At 42.8% G+C, this 19,679-nt stretch carries 13 protein-coding genes and 2 rRNA genes; 8 read left to right on the forward strand and 7 right to left on the reverse strand.

Annotation, left to right across the window (positions count from 1 at the left end):
• Nucleotides 1-8 precede the first annotated feature (8 nt).
• Both J8Z25_RS16945 and J8Z25_RS16950 read left to right on the forward strand, forming a co-directional pair.
• Complete coding sequence (locus J8Z25_RS16945; RefSeq protein WP_284693414.1) at nt 9-365, forward strand: alpha/beta hydrolase family protein; 357 nt, start codon at nt 9-11, stop codon at nt 363-365.
• A gap of 77 nt (nt 366-442) precedes the next feature.
• The gene (locus J8Z25_RS16950) at nt 443-970 is read left to right on the forward strand and encodes a sugar O-acetyltransferase (protein ID WP_250661476.1); all 528 of its coding nucleotides are present in this window, start codon (nt 443-445) and stop codon (nt 968-970) included.
• Nucleotides 971-1,052: 82 nt separating this feature from the next.
• Here the strand turns inward: J8Z25_RS16950 and J8Z25_RS16955 are convergent, their stop codons facing one another.
• A complete protein-coding gene (locus J8Z25_RS16955) occupies nt 1,053-2,333 on the reverse strand; it encodes an acyltransferase family protein (RefSeq protein ID WP_250661477.1) in 1,281 nt (426 codons plus the stop codon).
• 181 nt (nt 2,334-2,514) lie between these two features.
• Between J8Z25_RS16955 and J8Z25_RS16960 the strand changes: the two genes are divergently transcribed.
• The gene (locus J8Z25_RS16960; protein ID WP_130052221.1) at nt 2,515-3,378 is read left to right on the forward strand and encodes a LytR/AlgR family response regulator transcription factor; all 864 of its coding nucleotides are present in this window, start codon (nt 2,515-2,517) and stop codon (nt 3,376-3,378) included.
• A gap of 114 nt (nt 3,379-3,492) precedes the next feature.
• Here the strand turns inward: J8Z25_RS16960 and J8Z25_RS16965 are convergent, their stop codons facing one another.
• The 4 genes from J8Z25_RS16965 to J8Z25_RS16980 all read right to left on the reverse strand — a co-directional run bounded on the left by J8Z25_RS16965 (nt 3,493) and on the right by J8Z25_RS16980 (nt 10,357).
• Nucleotides 3,493-5,907 (reverse strand): ABC transporter permease, encoded by a 2,415-nt coding sequence (locus J8Z25_RS16965; protein WP_250661478.1) that lies wholly within the window; start codon nt 5,905-5,907, stop codon nt 3,493-3,495.
• A gap of 85 nt (nt 5,908-5,992) precedes the next feature.
• Nucleotides 5,993-8,389, reverse strand: a complete 2,397-nt coding sequence (locus tag J8Z25_RS16970) for an ABC transporter permease (RefSeq protein ID WP_250661479.1) — start codon at nt 8,387-8,389, stop codon at nt 5,993-5,995.
• 1 nt (nt 8,390) lies between these two features.
• Nucleotides 8,391-9,092, reverse strand: a complete 702-nt coding sequence (locus J8Z25_RS16975; RefSeq protein WP_062566384.1) for an ABC transporter ATP-binding protein — start codon at nt 9,090-9,092, stop codon at nt 8,391-8,393.
• Nucleotides 9,093-9,103: 11 nt separating this feature from the next.
• Nucleotides 9,104-10,357: an efflux RND transporter periplasmic adaptor subunit gene (locus J8Z25_RS16980; RefSeq protein WP_250661480.1), complete on the reverse strand. Its 1,254-nt coding sequence runs from the start codon at nt 10,355-10,357 to the stop codon at nt 9,104-9,106.
• 229 nt (nt 10,358-10,586) lie between these two features.
• Here J8Z25_RS16980 and J8Z25_RS16985 point away from each other — a divergent pair, with 229 nt between their 5' ends.
• The 5 genes from J8Z25_RS16985 (at nt 10,587) to J8Z25_RS17005 (ending at nt 16,127) form a co-directional block, all read left to right on the forward strand.
• Nucleotides 10,587-11,990: a sigma-54-dependent transcriptional regulator gene (locus J8Z25_RS16985; RefSeq protein WP_250661481.1), complete on the forward strand. Its 1,404-nt coding sequence runs from the start codon at nt 10,587-10,589 to the stop codon at nt 11,988-11,990.
• A gap of 3 nt (nt 11,991-11,993) precedes the next feature.
• On the forward strand, nt 11,994-13,298 hold the full coding sequence (locus J8Z25_RS16990; protein ID WP_250661482.1) for a sensor histidine kinase: 1,305 nt from the start codon (nt 11,994-11,996) through the stop codon (nt 13,296-13,298).
• Nucleotides 13,299-13,383: 85 nt separating this feature from the next.
• Nucleotides 13,384-13,923 (forward strand): hypothetical protein, encoded by a 540-nt coding sequence (locus J8Z25_RS16995; RefSeq protein ID WP_178926430.1) that lies wholly within the window; start codon nt 13,384-13,386, stop codon nt 13,921-13,923.
• A 118-nt stretch (nt 13,924-14,041) separates the two neighbouring features.
• Nucleotides 14,042-15,319 (forward strand): LysM peptidoglycan-binding domain-containing protein, encoded by a 1,278-nt coding sequence (locus tag J8Z25_RS17000; RefSeq protein ID WP_250661483.1) that lies wholly within the window; start codon nt 14,042-14,044, stop codon nt 15,317-15,319.
• A 91-nt stretch (nt 15,320-15,410) separates the two neighbouring features.
• Nucleotides 15,411-16,127, forward strand: coding sequence for a hypothetical protein (locus tag J8Z25_RS17005; RefSeq protein WP_178926431.1), 717 nt, complete (start codon nt 15,411-15,413; stop codon nt 16,125-16,127).
• 323 nt (nt 16,128-16,450) lie between these two features.
• On the opposite strand, the gene rrf is transcribed toward J8Z25_RS17005, so the two are convergent.
• A 5S ribosomal RNA gene (rrf, locus tag J8Z25_RS17010) occupies nt 16,451-16,565 on the reverse strand.
• A 124-nt stretch (nt 16,566-16,689) separates the two neighbouring features.
• A 23S ribosomal RNA gene (locus tag J8Z25_RS17015) occupies nt 16,690-19,572 on the reverse strand.
• Nucleotides 19,573-19,679 lie beyond the last annotated feature (107 nt).

A 19,679-nucleotide genomic window follows, 5' to 3' on the forward strand; every position in this document is an offset into this window, starting at 1 on the left:
TTTATAGTATTGCACGCAGTGGCACTTACAACAGAACATTAACTCCTTTTGGCTTTCAGGGTGAAAAGCGTACGTTATGGCAAGCAAAAGAGACATATATAGACTTATCACCAATCATGCTCGCAGATAAAATAGATGCGCCATTACTGCTTATTCATGGCGAAAATGATCAAAACTCCGGTACTTACCCCATGCAATCCATGAGAATGTATCAAGCATTGGTTGCGAATAAAAAGACAACTCAGCTAATTATGCTCCCTTATGAAGGCCACTCTTATAGAGCGAAAGAGAATTTAACATACTTACTTAAAGAGCAGTCTGCTTGGCTCAATAAATGGTTAAGACCTCCCAATGCAAGGTTATGACGTAATATCACATGCTCTTTTGCAATCGGTAAAGGACAACGTAAAATGTGACTACTCTACGCATTACATAATGAATTATGAAAGCATTTAATAGTTTAGAAGAGTCATTTATAAAACAACGAAAAAATGCCCATGAAATTTGCCGTTTATTTGCCAAAAGCCCAAGTAAAGGCAATTTAAAACGACTAAGAAGCATGTTTGCTCACTGTGGCGAACAGGTTGTTATTGAAGCTGGTTTTCATTGTGATTATGGCAGTGGTATTAAAATAGGTGATCGCACCTTCATAAATATTAACTGTACAATGCTTGATGCGCCGCTATCTGATGCGAAAATTACGATAGGCGATGACTGCTTAATAGGCCCTAATGTGCAAATACTCGCGGTATCGCATGCAGTAAACCCTACCGAGCGTTTAGCAAAAGCTAATTTTGCAGCGCCGATTAGCATCGGCAACAATGTATGGATTGGTGCAGGCGCTATTATACTTGCGGGTGTTACAGTTGCTGATGATGCCGTGATTGGCGCAGGGGCAATAGTTACCAAAGATGTCGCGGCAAATACCCTAGTAGCAGGAAACCCCGCGGTGAAGATAAAAGATATTTAAGTACACACTTAAGTCACATCGTTCGCTAAAGCACATACTACACGAGCCCGCTACGTATATTTTATACCAATGGTATAGTTGTTTAGATTAACCTGATAATCAATGGGCTTACTAGGATTAGTCCACAACCAAAACCAACTTTTACTTGCCATGCTTTATATTTACCTGTGACTTTAATCCCTAAAAATGGACTTAATAAATCGACGCGACGCACACCTATAAACACTAGCCAACAAAGAATAAAAGTAAGACTTAGTATAAGTAGTGACTCCATGAAACCACCTAATTGCAGCTTCGATAAATAAAAGGCAAGGCCAATAATCACACTTTGATGTAAGAGATAAAAAGGAAATACCGCTGAGTTCAATAAAGCCAATTTAGGGTGATCGTGATTTAAAAAACGTTGTGCTAGTGCCAGCATCATTAACACACCAACTAATCGTTGCGCGGTATACAACATATCCATGCCCGTAATTTGCCACTGACTGGCAGCTGAGTTTTGCCAAATCATGTTATAGCCCGCCACTACAATCAGGTAACCTACAATAAATACCACGCATAATGCCCTCCAATGAAGAAGTAGCCGACTATAAAATACTGAGTGCCACGCAAGTAAGTAACCATAAAGTAAAAATAAAGCACCCATGGGGTATCGAAATGTATCGCTCGGCCAGCTCAACTTTAAAATACAAAGCGGCAATAGCAATACGATAAAAATAATTAATAACGACTGTTCACATAGACGTGTAATCACTGTTTGAACATAATGGTGATGAAGCAGTGGCAGAGCAAACACGAGCAATAAGGTAAATTGCCATAACGAGCGTAAGTACCAAAGATGGTTTACATCAACATGAGGCCAAATACCTGCTTGATAATATTCAAATAGAGGGTTTGTCAAATCAAAAAACTGCAAGTAAAACTGCCAGTAACTTATCGCTAAACCGGTCTCTTGGCTCATTTGCGCATATAGCTGAACTGGCACAATAAACCAAACTCCAATTAATAATGGCAGTAATATTCTGACACTGCGTGATATTAAAAAACCACCTAAGCTAGCGCGCGCAATTATGAACCTCAGTGCAGCACCTGAGATAAACCAGATTAACCCCATCCGCCAAGGCGACAATAAGAGCATGATGTTTTCTATATTGCTGGATAAATACTGACTTTTAAAGTGAAAGCCCCAATTTTGAGTGTATAACATACCTGTGTGGTAAAAAATTAATAAGCCAAAGGCAAGTACCCTTAGCCAATCTAAATCATAACGACGCGGTGGTAACTCAACGGCTTGATTAAACGCATTTTGCCATGGCTGCAATAACGTGCGTGTTGTGTTTTTAATTATTATTTTAAGTTTCATGATTGATTATGGTTACGACAAGTTAATAACAACTATGAACAACACATAACGTTAAGCTATCAGAAAAGGTCGATAAAACAATCAGTAGGGATAAACGGTGGATATCAGGGATAGTATGTTTGGTGATTTATCACTATCTTGTTAGTCTAATTACGGTCTTCAAAGAGTAACAATAATAATGATCACCTTAATGCATTTTCAGCGTAACCGAACTTGGTATGCGACATTATTTTTATTTAGTTATATTTTTATAAATAACACTATTAATGCCAGCTCAGATATCATGGAAGCCCAACGCGATGGTGAACTGTCATTTTTGCTTTGGGAGCCCTTTGTCTGGGAATATTCAAGCGCTATAGGCACCTTATTATTATTTCCTGCTTTAGTTTGGTTATTGCAAACCCAACCCTTTAATTGGCAAAAGATCACTCGCTCATTGCTCACTTATTTATTCGCAAGCATTATTTTTTCCTTATTACACGTAGGGATCATGGTCGCTATCCGTGAGTTCATTTACACAATTCAAGACATGCAGTATGACTTCGGGTTGCTGTGGTTTGAGTTACTTTATGAATACCGTAAAGACTTATGGGGGTTTTTATCTTTAATTGTGATTATTAAAACGTATCAATACATTGTTAGCCAATTAACCGGCGAAGCCAAGCCAATCAATCATGAAGAAAACGCCCAACAGGATTTGAATTTCGACCGATTACTGGTTAAAAAACTAGGCAAAGAATTCATCATCTGTACAGATCAAATTGACTGGCTTGAATCTAGCGGCAATTACGTAAACCTACATATTGGCTCACGTATTTATCCGCTACGTACAACCATGACCCATCTTATATCTCGGTTAGAACCGCAAGGTTTTTGCCGTATTCACCGTTCTCATGCTATTAGACTCGATGTGATTGAATCAATCACGCCATTGCCAAGTGGTGATAGTGAAGTGAAACTTACAACGGGAAAAATACTTAACTTATCACGTCGTTACAAAGAGCAATTTAAAAAACAGGTTAATTCGTCTGCCGCTCATTTTTAGCTAACTGTATATGACGTTTTTCTGCATAAAGAATTTGCTGGACTTGGTGGCCATTTAAAGGTGTAAAAAAGCCCAGCTTTATTGCTAGGCTTGGAGTGGATCATGAGTTAAGTGTTACTCATAACGAAGGATTAATGATGGACGGGTGCTGGCCGCCTTGAAGGCAAGGGTTGCGACAGTCAGCCAAGTAAAGAGTGCGACCAAAAGTGCCGCAGTGCCATACACCCACACGGCTTGCTCAATACGGTCGTTAAAACCTTGCAACCAGTCATCCATTAGCCAATAAGCTAGAGGCAAAGCAATTGCCGCTGCTGCGAATACTACGATTAAAAACTCACGGGCAAGTAGGTTAACTAAACTTAAACGGGTTGCACCCAATACTTTTCGAATGGCTAATTGCTTTTGCTGACGTTTCGCTGCAAACGCAGCAAGTCCAAATAAACCTAAGCAACTTAAAAACATGGCCAGCACAGAGAAGTTTCGAATGAGCACAAACAAATCATGCTCGACGCTATAAACCTTGGCTAAGTCTTGCTGCATCAAGCTAAATTGCGGATCGGCGGTTAAATTAAACTGCTTTAAAAGCTGGCGTAACTGATTAAATAACTGAGAAAAGTTTGCTTGTTCGGTGCTTACCACCAATCGAACGGTTGATTGCGAGCTATACCCTGCTGAAAATGACACAGGCAGCCAATCATCTTTCGCCGAACCGACTTTAATGTCTTTTACCACACCGACAATGGTTGCATTAATATTGCGATAAAGCCCCTGAACATGCAGACCTACCACCTCATCCACATTATCGTAGCCAGCACGCTTTGCCATTTGTTCGGTCACCAAAATAGCCATTGCTTGAAGGTTACCTTCGCCCTGCTGCGCCTCAGTATGCTCATCGGTAGAGTGCAGCCAATCGCTCTGAAACTGTGGTGAAAAATCTCGGCCTGCAAGTAGTGTCAGACCCAAGGTTTCAACGGCATGGAAACCTGTGCCTATGGTCGGTGGCAGTTCGCTTTCTTCGTAGCCATTGGGCCAACGGAAATAAAAGCTTTCAAGAATACTGTCGGTTAAATCTGTGTCTGTAGTGGTCACTTGCATGACACCTGGCAGCGCACGGATCTCATTAAGTATCGCGTGTTCTTTTTCCATCAATTGCTTGCTGCTTAAATCATGTATCACAATGCGATCTGTCGCATCATAACCAAGCGACAAGTTTTGCAAGAACGTTAACTGTTGTAAGCTCACCATAGTACAAACAATTAAGGCCATTGCCATGGCTGCTTGAAATACTAACAGGCCTTTACGCACCGCTTGACCTGTTTGCAATTGCCCTGCAAGTAAACTTTTTAGCGGTGCGCGTGCGACACAAAAAGCCGGATAAGCACCAGATATTAAAGCCAATAAAAACACCACGCCCAATACAGCTAGCAATTGTGACCAGTCCCAAATAAGCTGCAATGGTCGATTCGCAAAGGCACTAAAACTTGGTAATAACATCTCAACCCAACACAACGCTAACAACGTAGCAAGGATCACCAATAGCAAGGCTTCTAACAAAAATTGCAGTATTAATTGTCGCTTACTCGCCCCCAAGGTTTTGCGCATGGCAATTTCTTTGATGCGATAAAGCAATTGCGATACCGCAATATTAATGTAATTGGCTGCAGCAATAGCGAGTAGTAAGACACTTAGCACCAAGCTCAAGTTCACTAAAAAAGCCGAGCCGCCTGGTTTAAATTCAAAGGGCGAATGGGCTTTAAAGTACACCTCTCGCATCGGCACTAAACGATACTCAAGTTGGCTATTCTTTAACTGATATTTTTCGATAAGACGACTAGCTAACAGCTTTTCGATGTCTTTTAAATCAGCTCCTTGCTGAGTTTTTAGATAAACATAACTCGATATATCGTTATGTATGGTGAAATCAACAGACACTAAAGCATGGAACAAAAAGTGACTGTTATCGGGTAAATCATCAAAAACAGCACCCACAGTGACACTTTGCTCGCCCATCAATAACGTTTGTCTGAACGCTTTACTGGCGCTACCAAACAGCCTTGTGGCTTCACTGTTACTCAGAGCTATTTGATTGGGCACAGAGAGTACTTGTTCTAGGTTGCCAAGCATCACCTCTAAGTGAATAAAATCGCGAATATTAGCCGATGTACCATATAAATTACGCAGCTTAAATGCTTGCCCTGCAACATTAATATGAGCGGAAAGCAAATCGCTATCAACCACATCTGCCAACACCAATAAATCGCTTACATCGCTGCGTGAAGACACTGTTTGCGCAATGCTTACAACCGTTAATGGGATCTCTTCTAAGCCGGGTACATTTACATCAACATGCAAACGATATACTTGCTGATGATCGGGCTGCATTTTATCAAACGACAATTCGTACTCTGCGAATAACGCCACTAAAAGCGCCCCAGCAAGACCTATGCTTAGTCCAAAGACATTCAAAAGCGCGTACAACTTATGCCGCTTAAATACCCTAAATGCCGTGGTAATGTGTGATACTAACATGTTTTACCTTTAGACCTTACCTGTTCTACCTAAAAATGCCCCATCAGCTACGCCGATAGAGCATAGTCTTGACTAAAAACTCAATTTACTCATAACGAAGGATTAATGATGGACGGGTGCTGGCCGCTTTAAATGCTAGGCTTGCCACCGTTGCCCATGTGATAACCGCAACGACCACAGCCGCAGCGCCATACACCCACACGGCTTGTTCAATGCGGTCGTTAAAGTTTGCTAACCAATCTCCTACTAAGAAGTAAGTAACCGGGTAAGCAATAGCAATACTCACGCCCACCAGCACTAAGAACTCTTTAGCAATGATATTTACGATACTGATGCGAGATGCACCTAGCACTTTTCGAACTGCCACTTCTTTTTGACGACGCACTGTTGCAAACGAAGCCAAACCAAAGGTACCTAAGCAAGTTAAGAACACAGCAAGAGCGGTAAAGATTAAAACTACATTCGAAATTCGCTCATCACCTTTTAACAACGTTTTGTAGTTGTCTGCGAGTAAATTAATTTTCGGCTCATAGATATTGGCTGTGCTTGCTAATACTTCAGCGATCTCAGCTTTAATATAAGGCAAGTTTTGCTGATCAATGGTTAAGATTAACTCTGATACTGGTGATAAGAAGTTAAAGCCACATAAGAACATAATATTTGAGTTGGCATCTTTAGCATTACCTACTTTTACATCTTCAACCACACCCACAACACGCATATCTACGCCGCGACCTGAGTCTTTAATTACCTTACCGATAATGTCACTCATGTTAGTGTAACCTGCTTGCCTTGCGACAGATTCAGTCACAATGGTACCCGTACTTGTTACCCCATTTTCACGGCTTGCCCAATCACCAGCAAATTCACGACTAAAGTCACGACCAGCAACCAGTTTTAATCCTAGTGTTTTTACAACATCGTAGCTTGCGCCAACAACAGGCGTTAAGCTGCCAGACGCTTCACCATTTGGCCACGTTGGCATAAGTGTATTATTGATTGAAACAGTTAAACGAGTATCAATCACTGTTGTTTGCTGTACGCCTTGAATCGCACTAATACGGTTAACTAAGGCATTTTTTTCTTTTGTGAATACTTCGCCTACAGGTAGCTCCGAAATAACCAATCTTTGTGTTGTTTCATAGCCTAAAGGTAAACTTTGTAAGTAAGTTAATTGCTTTAACAAGGTAATAGAGGCAATGATTAAACCTATTGCTAGTGAAGCCTGCAAGGTTAGTAAGCTCTTACGAACCCATATTGCAGTATTACCACGCTGTAAGTCACCACTTAAAACGCGTTTTGCACTGAATGACGAAATAAAGAATGCAGGATAAAGCCCAGCTAATATGCCCACTGCAATTGCGACCACAATAATTGCAATGCCAAATTCAGAGGCATAATTCACGCCCAATTCGCGGTCTACTAGCTGATTAAAGCTTGGTAAAAATAGCTCCACTAAAGCACATGCAATCACCATTGAAAGCATTGATACCAACACAGATTCAGATAAAAACTGCGTTACTAACTGGCCTTTACTTGCGCCAAGCGCTTTACGCACACCCACTTCTTTTGCACGTTTAGTCGATTGAGCGACGGTCATATTAATGAAGTTAAAACCTGCAATAAAAATAAGTAACACACTTAAACCAACACAGATCATGACCACTTGTTTAGCGCCACCCGCTTTCATCTCAAATGGTGATTTAGCCGTTAAGTGCAAATCAAGTAATGGATGCAGCTCTAAACTAACTTGTTCCAGCATCGAACCGCTAAAAAAGCGCTCTGTTAAGGTTTTAGCTAATGCATCGGTATCGGTGCCCTCAGCTACACGCATATAAACATAACTACTGTTGATGTCTATTTTGCTTGGATCATGCTTAACATAAACAAGGTTTTTAAAAGCAAAGTGAGTGTTATCTGTTAAGTCTGCAAACACGGCACGCACTGTGTACTGTCCTTGTTCATGTGTTAGTGTTTCACCAATCACATCGGTGCGACCAAAAATGCGCAGTGCTTCTGATTCACTAAGCGCTAGGCTATCTGGTGTACTCATTGCTGTTGTTAAGTCACCTGCAAGCGTTTCTAGAGCAATAAAGTTTTCAATATTAGGAGTCGCGCCATACAAAGCATTTAACTTATAGCCTTGGTTTCGATAACTCACATCAACCATAGCTTCACGGGTCAGCTCGACCATAGTTAATCCGAACACTTCTTCAACTTGGCTGTAATCTTCGGCCTGCTTTGACTGCACAAAATTAAAAATAGGCACCACAGCTAAACCAAGTTTTGAGAAGTCCTGGCCAACTCGATAAACACGCTCAGCATGAGGCTGTTGGCTATCGTACGAAAGCTCATTTTTTGCAAACAAAGCAACTAGAATTGCCGCAGCTAAGCCCACACTCAAACCCAGAACATTTAAAATAAAGTGCTGTTTTTGGTTTTTGAACGCGCGCAGCGCGGTGATCAAATAACTTAAAATCATGTTATGCCACCTCTGCTGTTTGTTGAACACGGTTAGCTTTATCTACCATCACTTGGCCATCAAGTAAGCGCACTAAACGGTCAGCATAATTGCCTTCTTTTTCTGAGTGAGTAACCACAATTACCGTGGTACCTTCGCGATTTAGCTCACGCAGCATCGCCATGACTTCATCACCATTTTTTGAATCAAGGTTACCCGTTGGCTCATCCGCTAAGATGAGTTTTGGATTAATCACAAGAGCTCGGGCTACCGCTACACGTTGCTGCTGACCACCCGATAACTGCTGCGGTAAGTGATCTGCTCTATGGTCGATTGCAACACGTTTTAAGATTGCGTCTACTCGCTGTTTACGTTCACTTTTTGAGATGTTTTGATATTGTAGTGGCAGCTCAACGTTTTCAAATACTGTTAATTCATCAATCAAGTTAAAGCTTTGAAAAACAAAACCAATCGACGCTTTTCTAAGTGCCGCTAATTGTTTTTCACCAAACCCTGCGATGTCTTCGCCTAAAAATTCAAAACTGCCTGCCGATGGCGAATCCAACATACCTAAAATAGAGAGTAATGTTGATTTACCACAGCCAGATGGCCCCATAATGGCAAGAAACTCGCCTTCGTTTACATGTAAGTTAATATTGTTAAGCGCTGTTGTTTCAACATCTTGAGTACGGAATACGCGTGATAAGTTAGTTAATTTAATCATTGTTTTTATCCTTAAAATTGTAGTTGTTGGGCTTTATCAAAGTTGCTGTAGCTAGAGGTGATCACGCGATCTCCGGCGCTTAGGCCACTTAACACTTCATAATAGTTTTGATTCTTTTTGCCAAGACGAATGTCTTTTCGTACTGCACGATTGCCATCTTTATCCATGACATAAACCCAGTTACCTCCTGAGCTGGTAAAAAATGCGCCGCGTTCAAGTAATAAAGCAGTGCCTTTGCTATCACCTAGCATCAACTGCACATCAAGACTTTGTCCGCGTTTTATGTTGCTCGTGCAGTTTGGTAAATCGACTTCAACCTGAAACTGTGATTGCTGAACACGGCTATCAATTTTGCTAACTGTTGCCGCAATTTCGCCTTGTTCATGTTCAATAAGCACTTGCATACCTGCTTGAACTTGGCTTAGGTAAAACTCATCTAGTCGCACAACTAGTTTGTATTCATTAGGAATATCAATCTGCCCTAGGCGAGCACCACGGCCTTTTGATTCACCAATTTCAACATCAAGCTCACTTAAATAACCGTCTGCTGGTGCTGTTACGAGTAGGTTTTCAAGGTTCTTTCGCGCAAACTGTAGGTTTTTCTCTAGCATGTCGGCGCTATCTTTTAACTGAGCTACTTGAACTTCACGAATGCTGTTTTCTTGCTTTTGACGCTCAAGGGTTAGTTCTTTACGAGCTTTGTAATACGCTAAGTCTTCTTGAATTTCAGATAATTGCTCTTGCGCTAACACACCCGTTTTCACTAGCGGCTGAGTTTGTTTTAAGCGACGCGATAAATGTGTGATTTTAAGATCGATTTCAAGCAAATCACGACGTAAGTTTAAACGGCTGGTTTCCATATTCATTTGCGTGTTACGTAAAAAGTTAAGCTGCTCAGTCACCTGTGCTTCACGGCTCATTACATCAAGCTGCAAGTTAGTATTGCTTAAACGCACAAGTGGTTGACCTTTTTTAACAAACTCCCCCTGCTCAACAAGTCGCTCTTCAACTTGGCCTCCGGCAATGGTGTCGAGATAAATGGTAGTGCGAGGCATAACCTGACCACGAAGACTTAAAGCATCAACAAATTCACCTTGTTGTACTGTGCTAATCGTTAAGCTTGTCGCGCTTACTTGCTGGCTTCGACCTGTTTGCTCAGTTTGCGTGAAACCATAAGCTGCAGCCGCAACAGCTAAGCACGCAGCTGCAATTACTGATTTCTTAAAAAATGCTTTGTTATTTGAGCGTGTAATTTTCTTATCCATGTTGACGCCTTTAAGTTATCTAGGTGCTAATTACCTATAGATAAAACAACTCTTGTGCCAACTTTTTTTTTATTAAATTACAACAACTTACATAAAAACCAATAAAGATATATATAATCAAGTGTCCGCTTATAGAACACTTCAAAACCCATATATCGTCCATAAATGGACACTCTTACTATTTTCAATTAGTCTTAGTGTTCCCATAAAGGAATAATAATAAATAGCTATGAAACAAGCAGGATCAATTCTTATCGTCGATGATAACCCCGACGTACTTATCGCCGCACGATTACTTTTAAAGCAGCATTATCAGGTTGTAAAAACCACAGATAACCCCTTTGATATTGAAGGTATTATTAACGCACAGCATGAGGCGGATCAGGCTATTGATGTTGTGTTACTCGATATGAACTTCACGCAAGACTCAATTAGTGGCAAAGAAGGATTCTACTGGCTAAAAAAAATCATGAGCCAAGACGCTAACATTGCGGTACTGCTTATGACGGCCTACAGCGATATTCAGCTAGCTGTCGAAGCAATTAAAGCTGGTGCCTCTGACTTTATTGCCAAACCTTGGCAAAATGAGCAATTACTTGGTGCTGTTGCAGCGGCATTTTCACACGCTAAAGACAAACAGCAAGTTGGTAAGCTCACAAAACAAAAGCAGGCCTTGCAGCAGTCAATCGGCAATCAACCATTTGAGTTTTTAGGCCAAAGTGATGCCATGCAGCAGGTTTTTTCGGTTATCGACAAAGCAGCCAACACAGATGCCAACATATTGATTAGTGGCGAAAGTGGCACAGGTAAAGAACTCACCGCACATGCAATCCACAATGCAAGCCAGCGCCAAAGCCAACCCTTCATAAGCCTAGACATGGGCTCACTAGCCGAAAGCCTGTTTGAAAGCGAACTATTTGGCCATAAAAAAGGGGCGTTTACTGGCGCGAAAGAAGATCGCATTGGCCGATTTGAGCTGGCCCATGGTGGTAGTTTATTTTTAGACGAGCTAGGTAATTTACCGCTTAACCAACAAGTTAAACTACTTGCGGCACTACAAAACAGGCAAATAACACCGGTTGGTGGCTCAAAAGTCCTCGATATTGATATTCGTTTGATCTGTGCAACGAATGAAAACCTCGAACAAGCAGTGACTGAAGGCAAGTTTAGGCAAGACTTACTGTACCGTGTTAATACGGTAGAGATCCATTTGCCAGCTCTGCGTGAGCGCAGTGAAGACATTCCATTACTGTGTAACTACTACTTGCAACACTTTGCACATAAATACAAACGAGAGTTATCAATTACGGCATCTGATATGACACGTTTAAGTCAGTATCATTGGCCAGGCAATGTCCGTGAACTTGCCCATGCAATTGAGCGTGCAGTCATCCTCTCAGAAGGTTCAGAGCTCGATATAAGCTCAGTGATAAGCTCACCAAGTACCAGTGTAAGCACAAATGAACTCTCTACAAACGCTGCTGACTACGACACTTTTAATCTTGAAATCATCGAACAGAGAACCGTTCGTGCAGCTTTAAAGCATTTTCAAGGCAACGTTAGTCACGCAGCTAAAGCACTCGGCCTGACACGCGGAGCCATGTATCGTCGTTTAGAAAAATATGGACTTTAATCTATGCGAAATTTCATTAGCTTAGCTGGCCTATTAGCTGCACTAATTGGTTTCTCAATTGCTTTGTTTTGGCAAGTACAGCAAAGCGGGTTTTCTGCAATTTCGGCACTTTTAGTTATTTTAAATTTGGTATGTGCCGCGCAAATTTTTAATTTATTTAAACGCCAAACAAGGCGTGCAGATATGGTTTTTCGCGCTTTAGCAAATGGAGACAGCACATTAGGCTTTGGTGACCAACACCCTATGCAGCAAAAATTTGAGCAGGTTAAACAACAAATTCAGGCTGCGCGTTTTAATGCAGAGCAACAAGCCCAGTTCTTACAAGCGCTATTAATTCATATCGATTTAGCAGTATTAGTATGTGACGAACAAGGCACTATTATTGAAAGCAATCCGGCGGTTAGTCGTTTGCTTGGGCAAGCTGTAAAGCACATCGATGATTTAGGTGTAATAGCCAACCTAGTCCAAGACGCTAAACAAAATAGCCGTAATACCGTGCCATGGCAAAATGGTGAGCAGCACGATACGTTATCTGTGCAGATCAGTATTGCCGAAATCCAAGGTAAAGTTCGTAAAGTGATCAGTTTGCAATCTATTCATGATCAGCTGCAATTAAAAGAGCAACAAGCTTATAAGCGCCTCACCAAAGTACTGACTCATGAAATTGCTAATTCGATTACGCCACTCTCTTCGTTAGCACAAACTTGTACGGCACTGCTGCCAAATGAGCTTAGTTTTGATGATCAGGAAGATAAACAAGACTTGCAACTCGCCCTAACAACACTCGCATCACGAACCGAGCATTTAGGCGAGTTTATAGCGCAATTTAAAAAGGTTAGTAGCTTACCCGCCCCACACTTACAGCCACATATTCTGGCAGATCTTGCCAAGCAAGTTGTCGCTCTGCACTCACAACAAGCTAAGCAACTTAATATTACTTTGAATTTATCGGTGCAAAGCCAACAGTTAGTAATGATAGATAGAGGCCAAGTTGAGCAAGTGATAATAAACCTGCTTAAAAATGCCCTTGATGTACTTAAACAATTAAATAATCCAGAGACAACTAAATGCATAGAGGTAAATATTGCACAAAATGCTAATCAGCAACTGTATTTAGAGGTCAGCGACAATGGTACAGGTATCAGCGATCATGTGATTGAGATGATTTTCGTGCCATTTTTTACTACCAAGCAACAAGGTTCAGGAATAGGCTTAAGTTTATCGCGCCAGATCATGCTCAATCATGGCGGCGATCTGGTATATATCAAACGCCAGCAAGGAGCCTGCTTTCGTTGCGTGTTCGGTTAGCTTACATAGTTAGAACACTTACTTACAATTTGCTAAGGCGCTGTTTGGTATCATGTACCCATTAACGTTTAATGGATTAACCAATATGAAGTACCTCGCCTTAGCACTGCTCTCATCACTTGCCTTTATTCCTACAAAAAGCTTTGCTGGTATTTATGACAGCCCTAATATGAACCTGTTTGTTAAGTCAGAGCATAATAGTACTGATTCAATCACCTCAGCCGGCATCGAATTTATGGCTAAAAATAACTACAGCAATTTCGGCGCAGCATTTACAACGGCACTAGGCTCAGCAGAAGTATTTACTAAAAAAGGTGATCGGGAGACATTTCTAACCTTAGATAGCGGCATCAAATTTGGTTATTTCAGCGACTTTTTTGTCTATGGCGAAGTGGGCTTAGATTTAATTGAACTTGCTGTATACGACGACCGCGATGACCACGACTACAGCGACCGCTATGATGACGATCACAATAATATTGATGGCTATGTTGGTGTGGGTATGGGCGTGGACTCAAAACCATTTAGAATAGAGGTCTATGCCAGAGCCAGAGAAATAGACAGCCGCTATTGGGAAGCACAAAACCATGGTTATGCTGGGTTACAAGTTAGTATTTCGTTTTAATTTCAATTGGGTGAGTAAGTTAGCGAGCTGTTAATCTAATGGTCATTTTTAGCTCACCCTATGTTAAGCTTAGGCGCTTTAGTTTACCCGCACCTAAGTTAACGGAGTATTTTAATACGTGTTTTTAAATCGATTTTTAGGCCTTGTTGTTGTTTCTCTCATTGTAACAGGCTGTCAGACTGCCCCTGAGTCTCTTCCCGAAAAGAAGCCCACCATCAAAGCCAATCCTGGTACTGTGGTTGCAGAAGCTAAAACAAAACAAGTAGACGCGGTGACACCGCTCAAACCAAGTGAGCTTGATGACGTATGGCAACGTATTCGCATTCAACTGCAGTTTAGCGATTCAAGTCACCCAGATGTACAAAAGCGCATTGCTTGGTACCTTACTCATCCAAATTACATGGAAGAAATAAGCCGCCGTGCAGCGCCGTATTTGTATCATATCGTCACAGAAGTAGAAAACCGTGACTTACCAATAGAACTCGCTCTAATGCCGCTTATAGAGAGCGATTTTGATGCCAGTGCCTATTCACACAAACATGCATCGGGTTTATGGCAACTCACCCCCTCAATCGCCAAATACTTCAAAGTAAAAATTACCCCTTGGTATGATGGTCGCCAAGATGTGGTCGACAGCACCCGTGCAGCTTTGGATTTTATGGAATACCTTTATAAACGCTTTGATGGCGATTGGTATCACGCTATTGCTGCCTACAATATTGGTGAAGGGCGAGTATTACAGGCAATTGCTCGTAATAAAAAACAAGGTAAGTCGACGGACTTCTTTAGTTTAAAACTACCATCACAAACCAAACAGTACGTACCTAAGTTACTGGCCGCAGCACAATTATTAAAACACCAAAGAATGGTATTCCCTGCGATTAAGAATGAGCAAGCTATTGCAACCTTACCAGTGACTGGTGCAGTGATCTTAGCAGATAAAGCGAAGTGGCAAGAGCTTGAAGAGCTAAACCATGGTGTTATCCGATACCCAGCGGTGATTGATGCGCCACATATTGTGGTCCCCAAAGATCAGCAAGCAAGTTATCAAACTCTATTAGCTAATCAAAAGAGCAATGATTATAGCCAGTGGCAACATTACACAGTTAAACGCGGTGATAGTTTAAGTGTGATTGCAAAGAACTATAAAGTAACAGTTAGCCAACTGAAAACCTTCAATAACCTAAAAACAAACACCATTCGTATTGGTCAAAAGCTGATATTACCGCAATTAGCGGATCAGCAAATCGAGTATAAGGTGAAATCTGGCGACAGCCTTTGGAAGATTGCAAAGCAATACAAAGTCAGCATCACTAAACTCAAACAATGGAATAACCTTTCAAGAGATAATTTAAGAGTAGGTGAAAAGCTCACGGTGTTTATCTCAAATAGTTAATACCAAATCAGGGAGTTTTACTCCCTGTCTCTTTTATCTATCCAATTAAAGTTGTATCTTTATTAGTCTATAAAAACAACAATCAATAATTATGGATAATCAGCAACAGGACGTAAGCTGTTCAACAGTGAAAACAGAGCAAGACTCTAACGTTGAAGAGCAAACAAAGACCACCCAGCAAAAAACTCAACCTGCTAGCAACCAGCATAAGGCATGGTTTACCAACGAGCGACTAAACCTATTTCTCGCACTCTGTGCCATTATTATCTCCGCAGCCTCCTTTTATGCCACTTACTTGCAAGCCAACGCTGCAGAACGACAAGTAAAAGCCGCCACATGGCCTTGGCTTGAAGTGATAACGGGGAATTTTGATGAAGAAAAAAACCTACCTGAAATCACCTTTGAACTCACTAATTCAGGATCAGGACCTGCGATAGTAAAGTACGTGAAGTATCACTATAACGACCAATCATATTTAGATATCTATAAAGTAATTTCTGCATGCTGTTTTGATACACAAGCATATGAAACACAGCTACAAACTCTGCAAGAAGATTCTCCCGACATAAATATTTTCGAAGCATTTGGCTGGATTATGACGAGTGCCAGTGATAACCGGTTGCTGGCATCTGGCAGCGAACTTAAACTTTTTCGTTTCAAGCGAACGGGATTTAATGAAACTCAATGGGACAAAGTAAACAAGCAGCGTAATAGCATTAAAACCGAGATCTGCTACTGCTCGTTGCTAGAACAATGCTACCTAAGCGATGGCCGCGGCGATGTGAGAGAAATACAGCAGTGTGAGTGACACCGAGCTATCAGCTTTCAGCCGCGCGGTGAAGGTGTTTGATACTGCGTCTCCCTCTGCCGGAGGCTCTAGGCTCTAGGCTCTAGGCTCTAGGCTCTAGGCTCTAGGCAAAGTGTAGTTGTAGGAATGGCTTACCATGAATATATTGGTTATGGCCTAGATACGGCACTGACGTGCCTCCTACAGGGGTTTGTTGCTGAGGGAGTCTCTGCAAAAAACACCCCCACATTTCAGTTGACGTCTGACGTCTGACGGCTGAAAGCTGACAGCTCCCAAACGCAAAAAAGCCCGACTCTTTCGAATCGGGCTTTCTTTAATTTGGAGCCTGGCAATGTCCTACTTTCACATGGCAAATGCCACACTATCATCGGCGCTGTTTCGTTTCACTACTGAGTTCGGCATGGGATCAGGTGGGTCCAAAACGCTATTGTCACCAAGCAAATTTGGGTCGTTAATCGCCTTAGCAATCAACTAAAATTCGGAATTCTGATATCAAGTAAATGTCTACTTTAGTTTCTTAACTTCTGTCTGTTACGCTGTCACAAAACGCGTTTGGCGTTGTATGGTTAAGCCTCACGGGTAATTAGTACAGGTTAGCTTAATGGCTCGCACCACTTCCACATCCTGCCTATCAACGTTGTAGTCTTCAACGGCCCTTCAGAGACTTTAAAAGTCTAGTGAGAACTCATCTCGAGGCCTGCTTCGCGCTTAGATGCTTTCAGCGCTTATCAGTTCCGAACGTAGCTACCGGGCAGTGCCATTGGCATGACAACCCGAACACCAGCGGTTCGTTCACTCCGGTCCTCTCGTACTAGGAGCAACCCCTCTCAATTCTCAAACGCCCACGGCAGATAGGGACCGAACTGTCTCACGACGTTCTAAACCCAGCTCGCGTACCACTTTAAATGGCGAACAGCCATACCCTTGGGACCGACTTCAGCCCCAGGATGTGATGAGCCGACATCGAGGTGCCAAACACCGCCGTCGATATGAACTCTTGGGCGGTATCAGCCTGTTATCCCCGGAGTACCTTTTATCCGTTGAGCGATGGCCCTTCCATTCAGAACCACCGGATCACTATGACCTACTTTCGTACCTGCTCGACGTGTCTGTCTCGCAGTTAAGCTGGCTTCTACCATTACACTAACCGTACGATGTCCGACCGTACTTAGCCAACCTTCGTGCTCCTCCGTTACTCTTTGGGAGGAGACCGCCCCAGTCAAACTACCCACCAGGCACTGTCCGTAATCCCGATTAGGGACCAACGTTAGAACATCAAAACTACAAGGGTGGTATTTCAAGGACGGCTCCACAAAGACTAGCGTCTCTGCTTCAAAGCCTCCCACCTATCCTACACATGTAGGTTCAATGTTCAGTGCCAAGCTGTAGTAAAGGTTCACGGGGTCTTTCCGTCTAGCCGCGGGTACACAGCATCTTCACTGCGATTTCAATTTCACTGAGTCTCGGGTGGAGACAGCGTGGCCATGGTTACACCATTCGTGCAGGTCGGAACTTACCCGACAAGGAATTTCGCTACCTTAGGACCGTTATAGTTACGGCCGCCGTTTACCGGGGCTTCGATCAAGAGCTTCGTCCGAAAACTAACCCCATCAATTAACCTTCCGGCACCGGGCAGGTGTCACACCGTATACGTCATCTTGCGATTTTGCACAGTGCTGTGTTTTTAATAAACAGTCCCAGCCACCTGGTCACTGCGGCTCCCGTCCGCTTAGAGAGCAAGTCTCATCACAGATAGGAGCGTACCTTCTCCCGAAGTTACGGTACGATTTTGCCTAGTTCCTTCACCCGAGTTCTCTCAAGCGCCTTAGTATTCTCTACCTGACCACCTGTGTCGGTTTGGGGTACGATTCGGTATAATCTGAAGCTTAGAGGCTTTTCCTGGAAGTATGGCATCAACAACTTCACACCCTTAGGTGCTCGTCTCGTGTCTCAGTCTTAAGAGTCCGGATTTTCCTAAACTCTCAACCTACTCACTTTCACATGGACAACCAACGCCATGCTTGTTTAGCCTGCTCCGTCCCCCCATCGCAATTATACCAAGTACGGGAATATTAACCCGTTTCCCATCGACTACGCCTTTCGGCCTCGCCTTAGGGGTCGACTTACCCTACCCTGATTAACATGGGATAGGAACCCTTGGTCTTCCGGCGTGCGGGTTTTTCACCCGCATTATCGTTACTCATGTCAGCATTCGCACTTCTGATACCTCCAGCATACCTCCCGGTACACCTTCAACGGCTTACAGAACGCTCCCCTACCACTCAAACAAAGTTTGAATCCGCAGCTTCGGTGCATAGTTTAGCCCCGTTACATCTTCCGCGCAGACCGACTCGACCAGTGAGCTATTACGCTTTCTTTAAAGGATGGCTGCTTCTAAGCCAACCTCCTGGCTGTCTGGGCCTTTCCACATCGTTTCCCACTTAACTATGACTTTGGGACCTTAGCTGGCGGTCTGGGTTGTTTCCCTCTTCACGACGGACGTTAGCACCCGCCGTGTGTCTCCCGGATAGTACTTTACGGTATTCGGAGTTTGCAAAGGGTTGGTAAGTCGGGATGACCCCCTAGCCTTAACAGTGCTCTACCCCCGTAAGTATTCGTCCGAGGCTCTACCTAAATAGATTTCGGGGAGAACCAGCTATCTCCCGGTTTGATTAGCCTTTCACTCCTAGCCACAGGTCATCCCCTAACTTTTCAACGTTAGTGGGTTCGGTCCTCCAGTTGATGTTACTCAACCTTCAACCTGCCCATGGCTAGATCACCGGGTTTCGGGTCTATACCTTGCAACTAAACGCGCAGTTAACGCTCGCTTTCACTACGGCTACCCTAATCGGTTAACCTCGCTACAAAATATAAGTCGCTGACCCATTATACAAAAGGTACGCAGTCACCCTCGAAGGGCTCCTACTGCTTGTACGTACACGGTTTCAGGTTCTATTTCACTCCCCTCACAGGGGTTCTTTTCGCCTTTCCCTCACGGTACTGGTTCACTATCGGTCAGTTGGGAGTATTTAGCCTTAGATGATGGTCCACCTATATTCAGTCAAAGTTTCACGTGCTCCGACCTACTCGATTTCACTTAAGATGCATTTTCGTGTACGGGACTATCACCCTGTATCGTCAAACTTTCCAGAATGTTTCACTAACACATAATAAGCTTAAGGGCTGGTCCGGTTTCGCTCGCCGCTACTTCCGGAATCTCGGTTGATTTCTGTTCCTACGGGTACTTAGATGTTTCAGTTCTCCGCGTTCGCCTCGTTAACCTATGTATTCAGTTAACGATACCTGCAAGCAGGTGGGTTTCCCCATTCGGAAATCCTAGTCTCAAGCGCTTTTTACTAGCTTGACTAGGCTTATCGCAAGTTAATACGTCCTTCATCGCCTCCAACTGCCAAGGCATCCACCGTGTACGCTTAGTCACTTAACCATACAACCCAAACGGGTCTTTGTTAGTGACAGCTGTTAACTTCGCCAGAAGTTAATTCATCAAATAATGATGAGAATACTAAAGTAGATACCAATTAATCTTTCGAT

This window comes from Pseudoalteromonas sp. SCSIO 43101 (genome assembly GCF_023650775.1).
Taxonomy (GTDB): domain Bacteria; phylum Pseudomonadota; class Gammaproteobacteria; order Enterobacterales; family Alteromonadaceae; genus Pseudoalteromonas; species Pseudoalteromonas apostichopi.

Excerpts from the sequence above, each read along its gene's own strand:
- J8Z25_RS16985 (WP_250661481.1), top strand. The coding sequence starts at position 10,587 with ATGAAACAAGCAGGATCAATTCTTATCGTCGATGATAACCCCGACGTA.
- J8Z25_RS16975 (WP_062566384.1), bottom strand. The coding sequence starts at position 9,092 with ATGATTAAATTAACTAACTTATCACGCGTATTCCGTACTCAAGATGTT.
- J8Z25_RS16955 (WP_250661477.1), bottom strand. The coding sequence starts at position 2,333 with ATGAAACTTAAAATAATAATTAAAAACACAACACGCACGTTATTGCAG.
- J8Z25_RS16995 (WP_178926430.1), top strand. The coding sequence starts at position 13,384 with ATGAAGTACCTCGCCTTAGCACTGCTCTCATCACTTGCCTTTATTCCT.
- J8Z25_RS16990 (WP_250661482.1), top strand. The coding sequence starts at position 11,994 with ATGCGAAATTTCATTAGCTTAGCTGGCCTATTAGCTGCACTAATTGGT.
- J8Z25_RS16950 (WP_250661476.1), top strand. The coding sequence starts at position 443 with ATGAAAGCATTTAATAGTTTAGAAGAGTCATTTATAAAACAACGAAAA.
- J8Z25_RS16965 (WP_250661478.1), bottom strand. The coding sequence starts at position 5,907 with ATGTTAGTATCACACATTACCACGGCATTTAGGGTATTTAAGCGGCAT.
- J8Z25_RS16970 (WP_250661479.1), bottom strand. The coding sequence starts at position 8,389 with ATGATTTTAAGTTATTTGATCACCGCGCTGCGCGCGTTCAAAAACCAA.
- J8Z25_RS16980 (WP_250661480.1), bottom strand. The coding sequence starts at position 10,357 with ATGGATAAGAAAATTACACGCTCAAATAACAAAGCATTTTTTAAGAAA.
- J8Z25_RS17005 (WP_178926431.1), top strand. The coding sequence starts at position 15,411 with ATGGATAATCAGCAACAGGACGTAAGCTGTTCAACAGTGAAAACAGAG.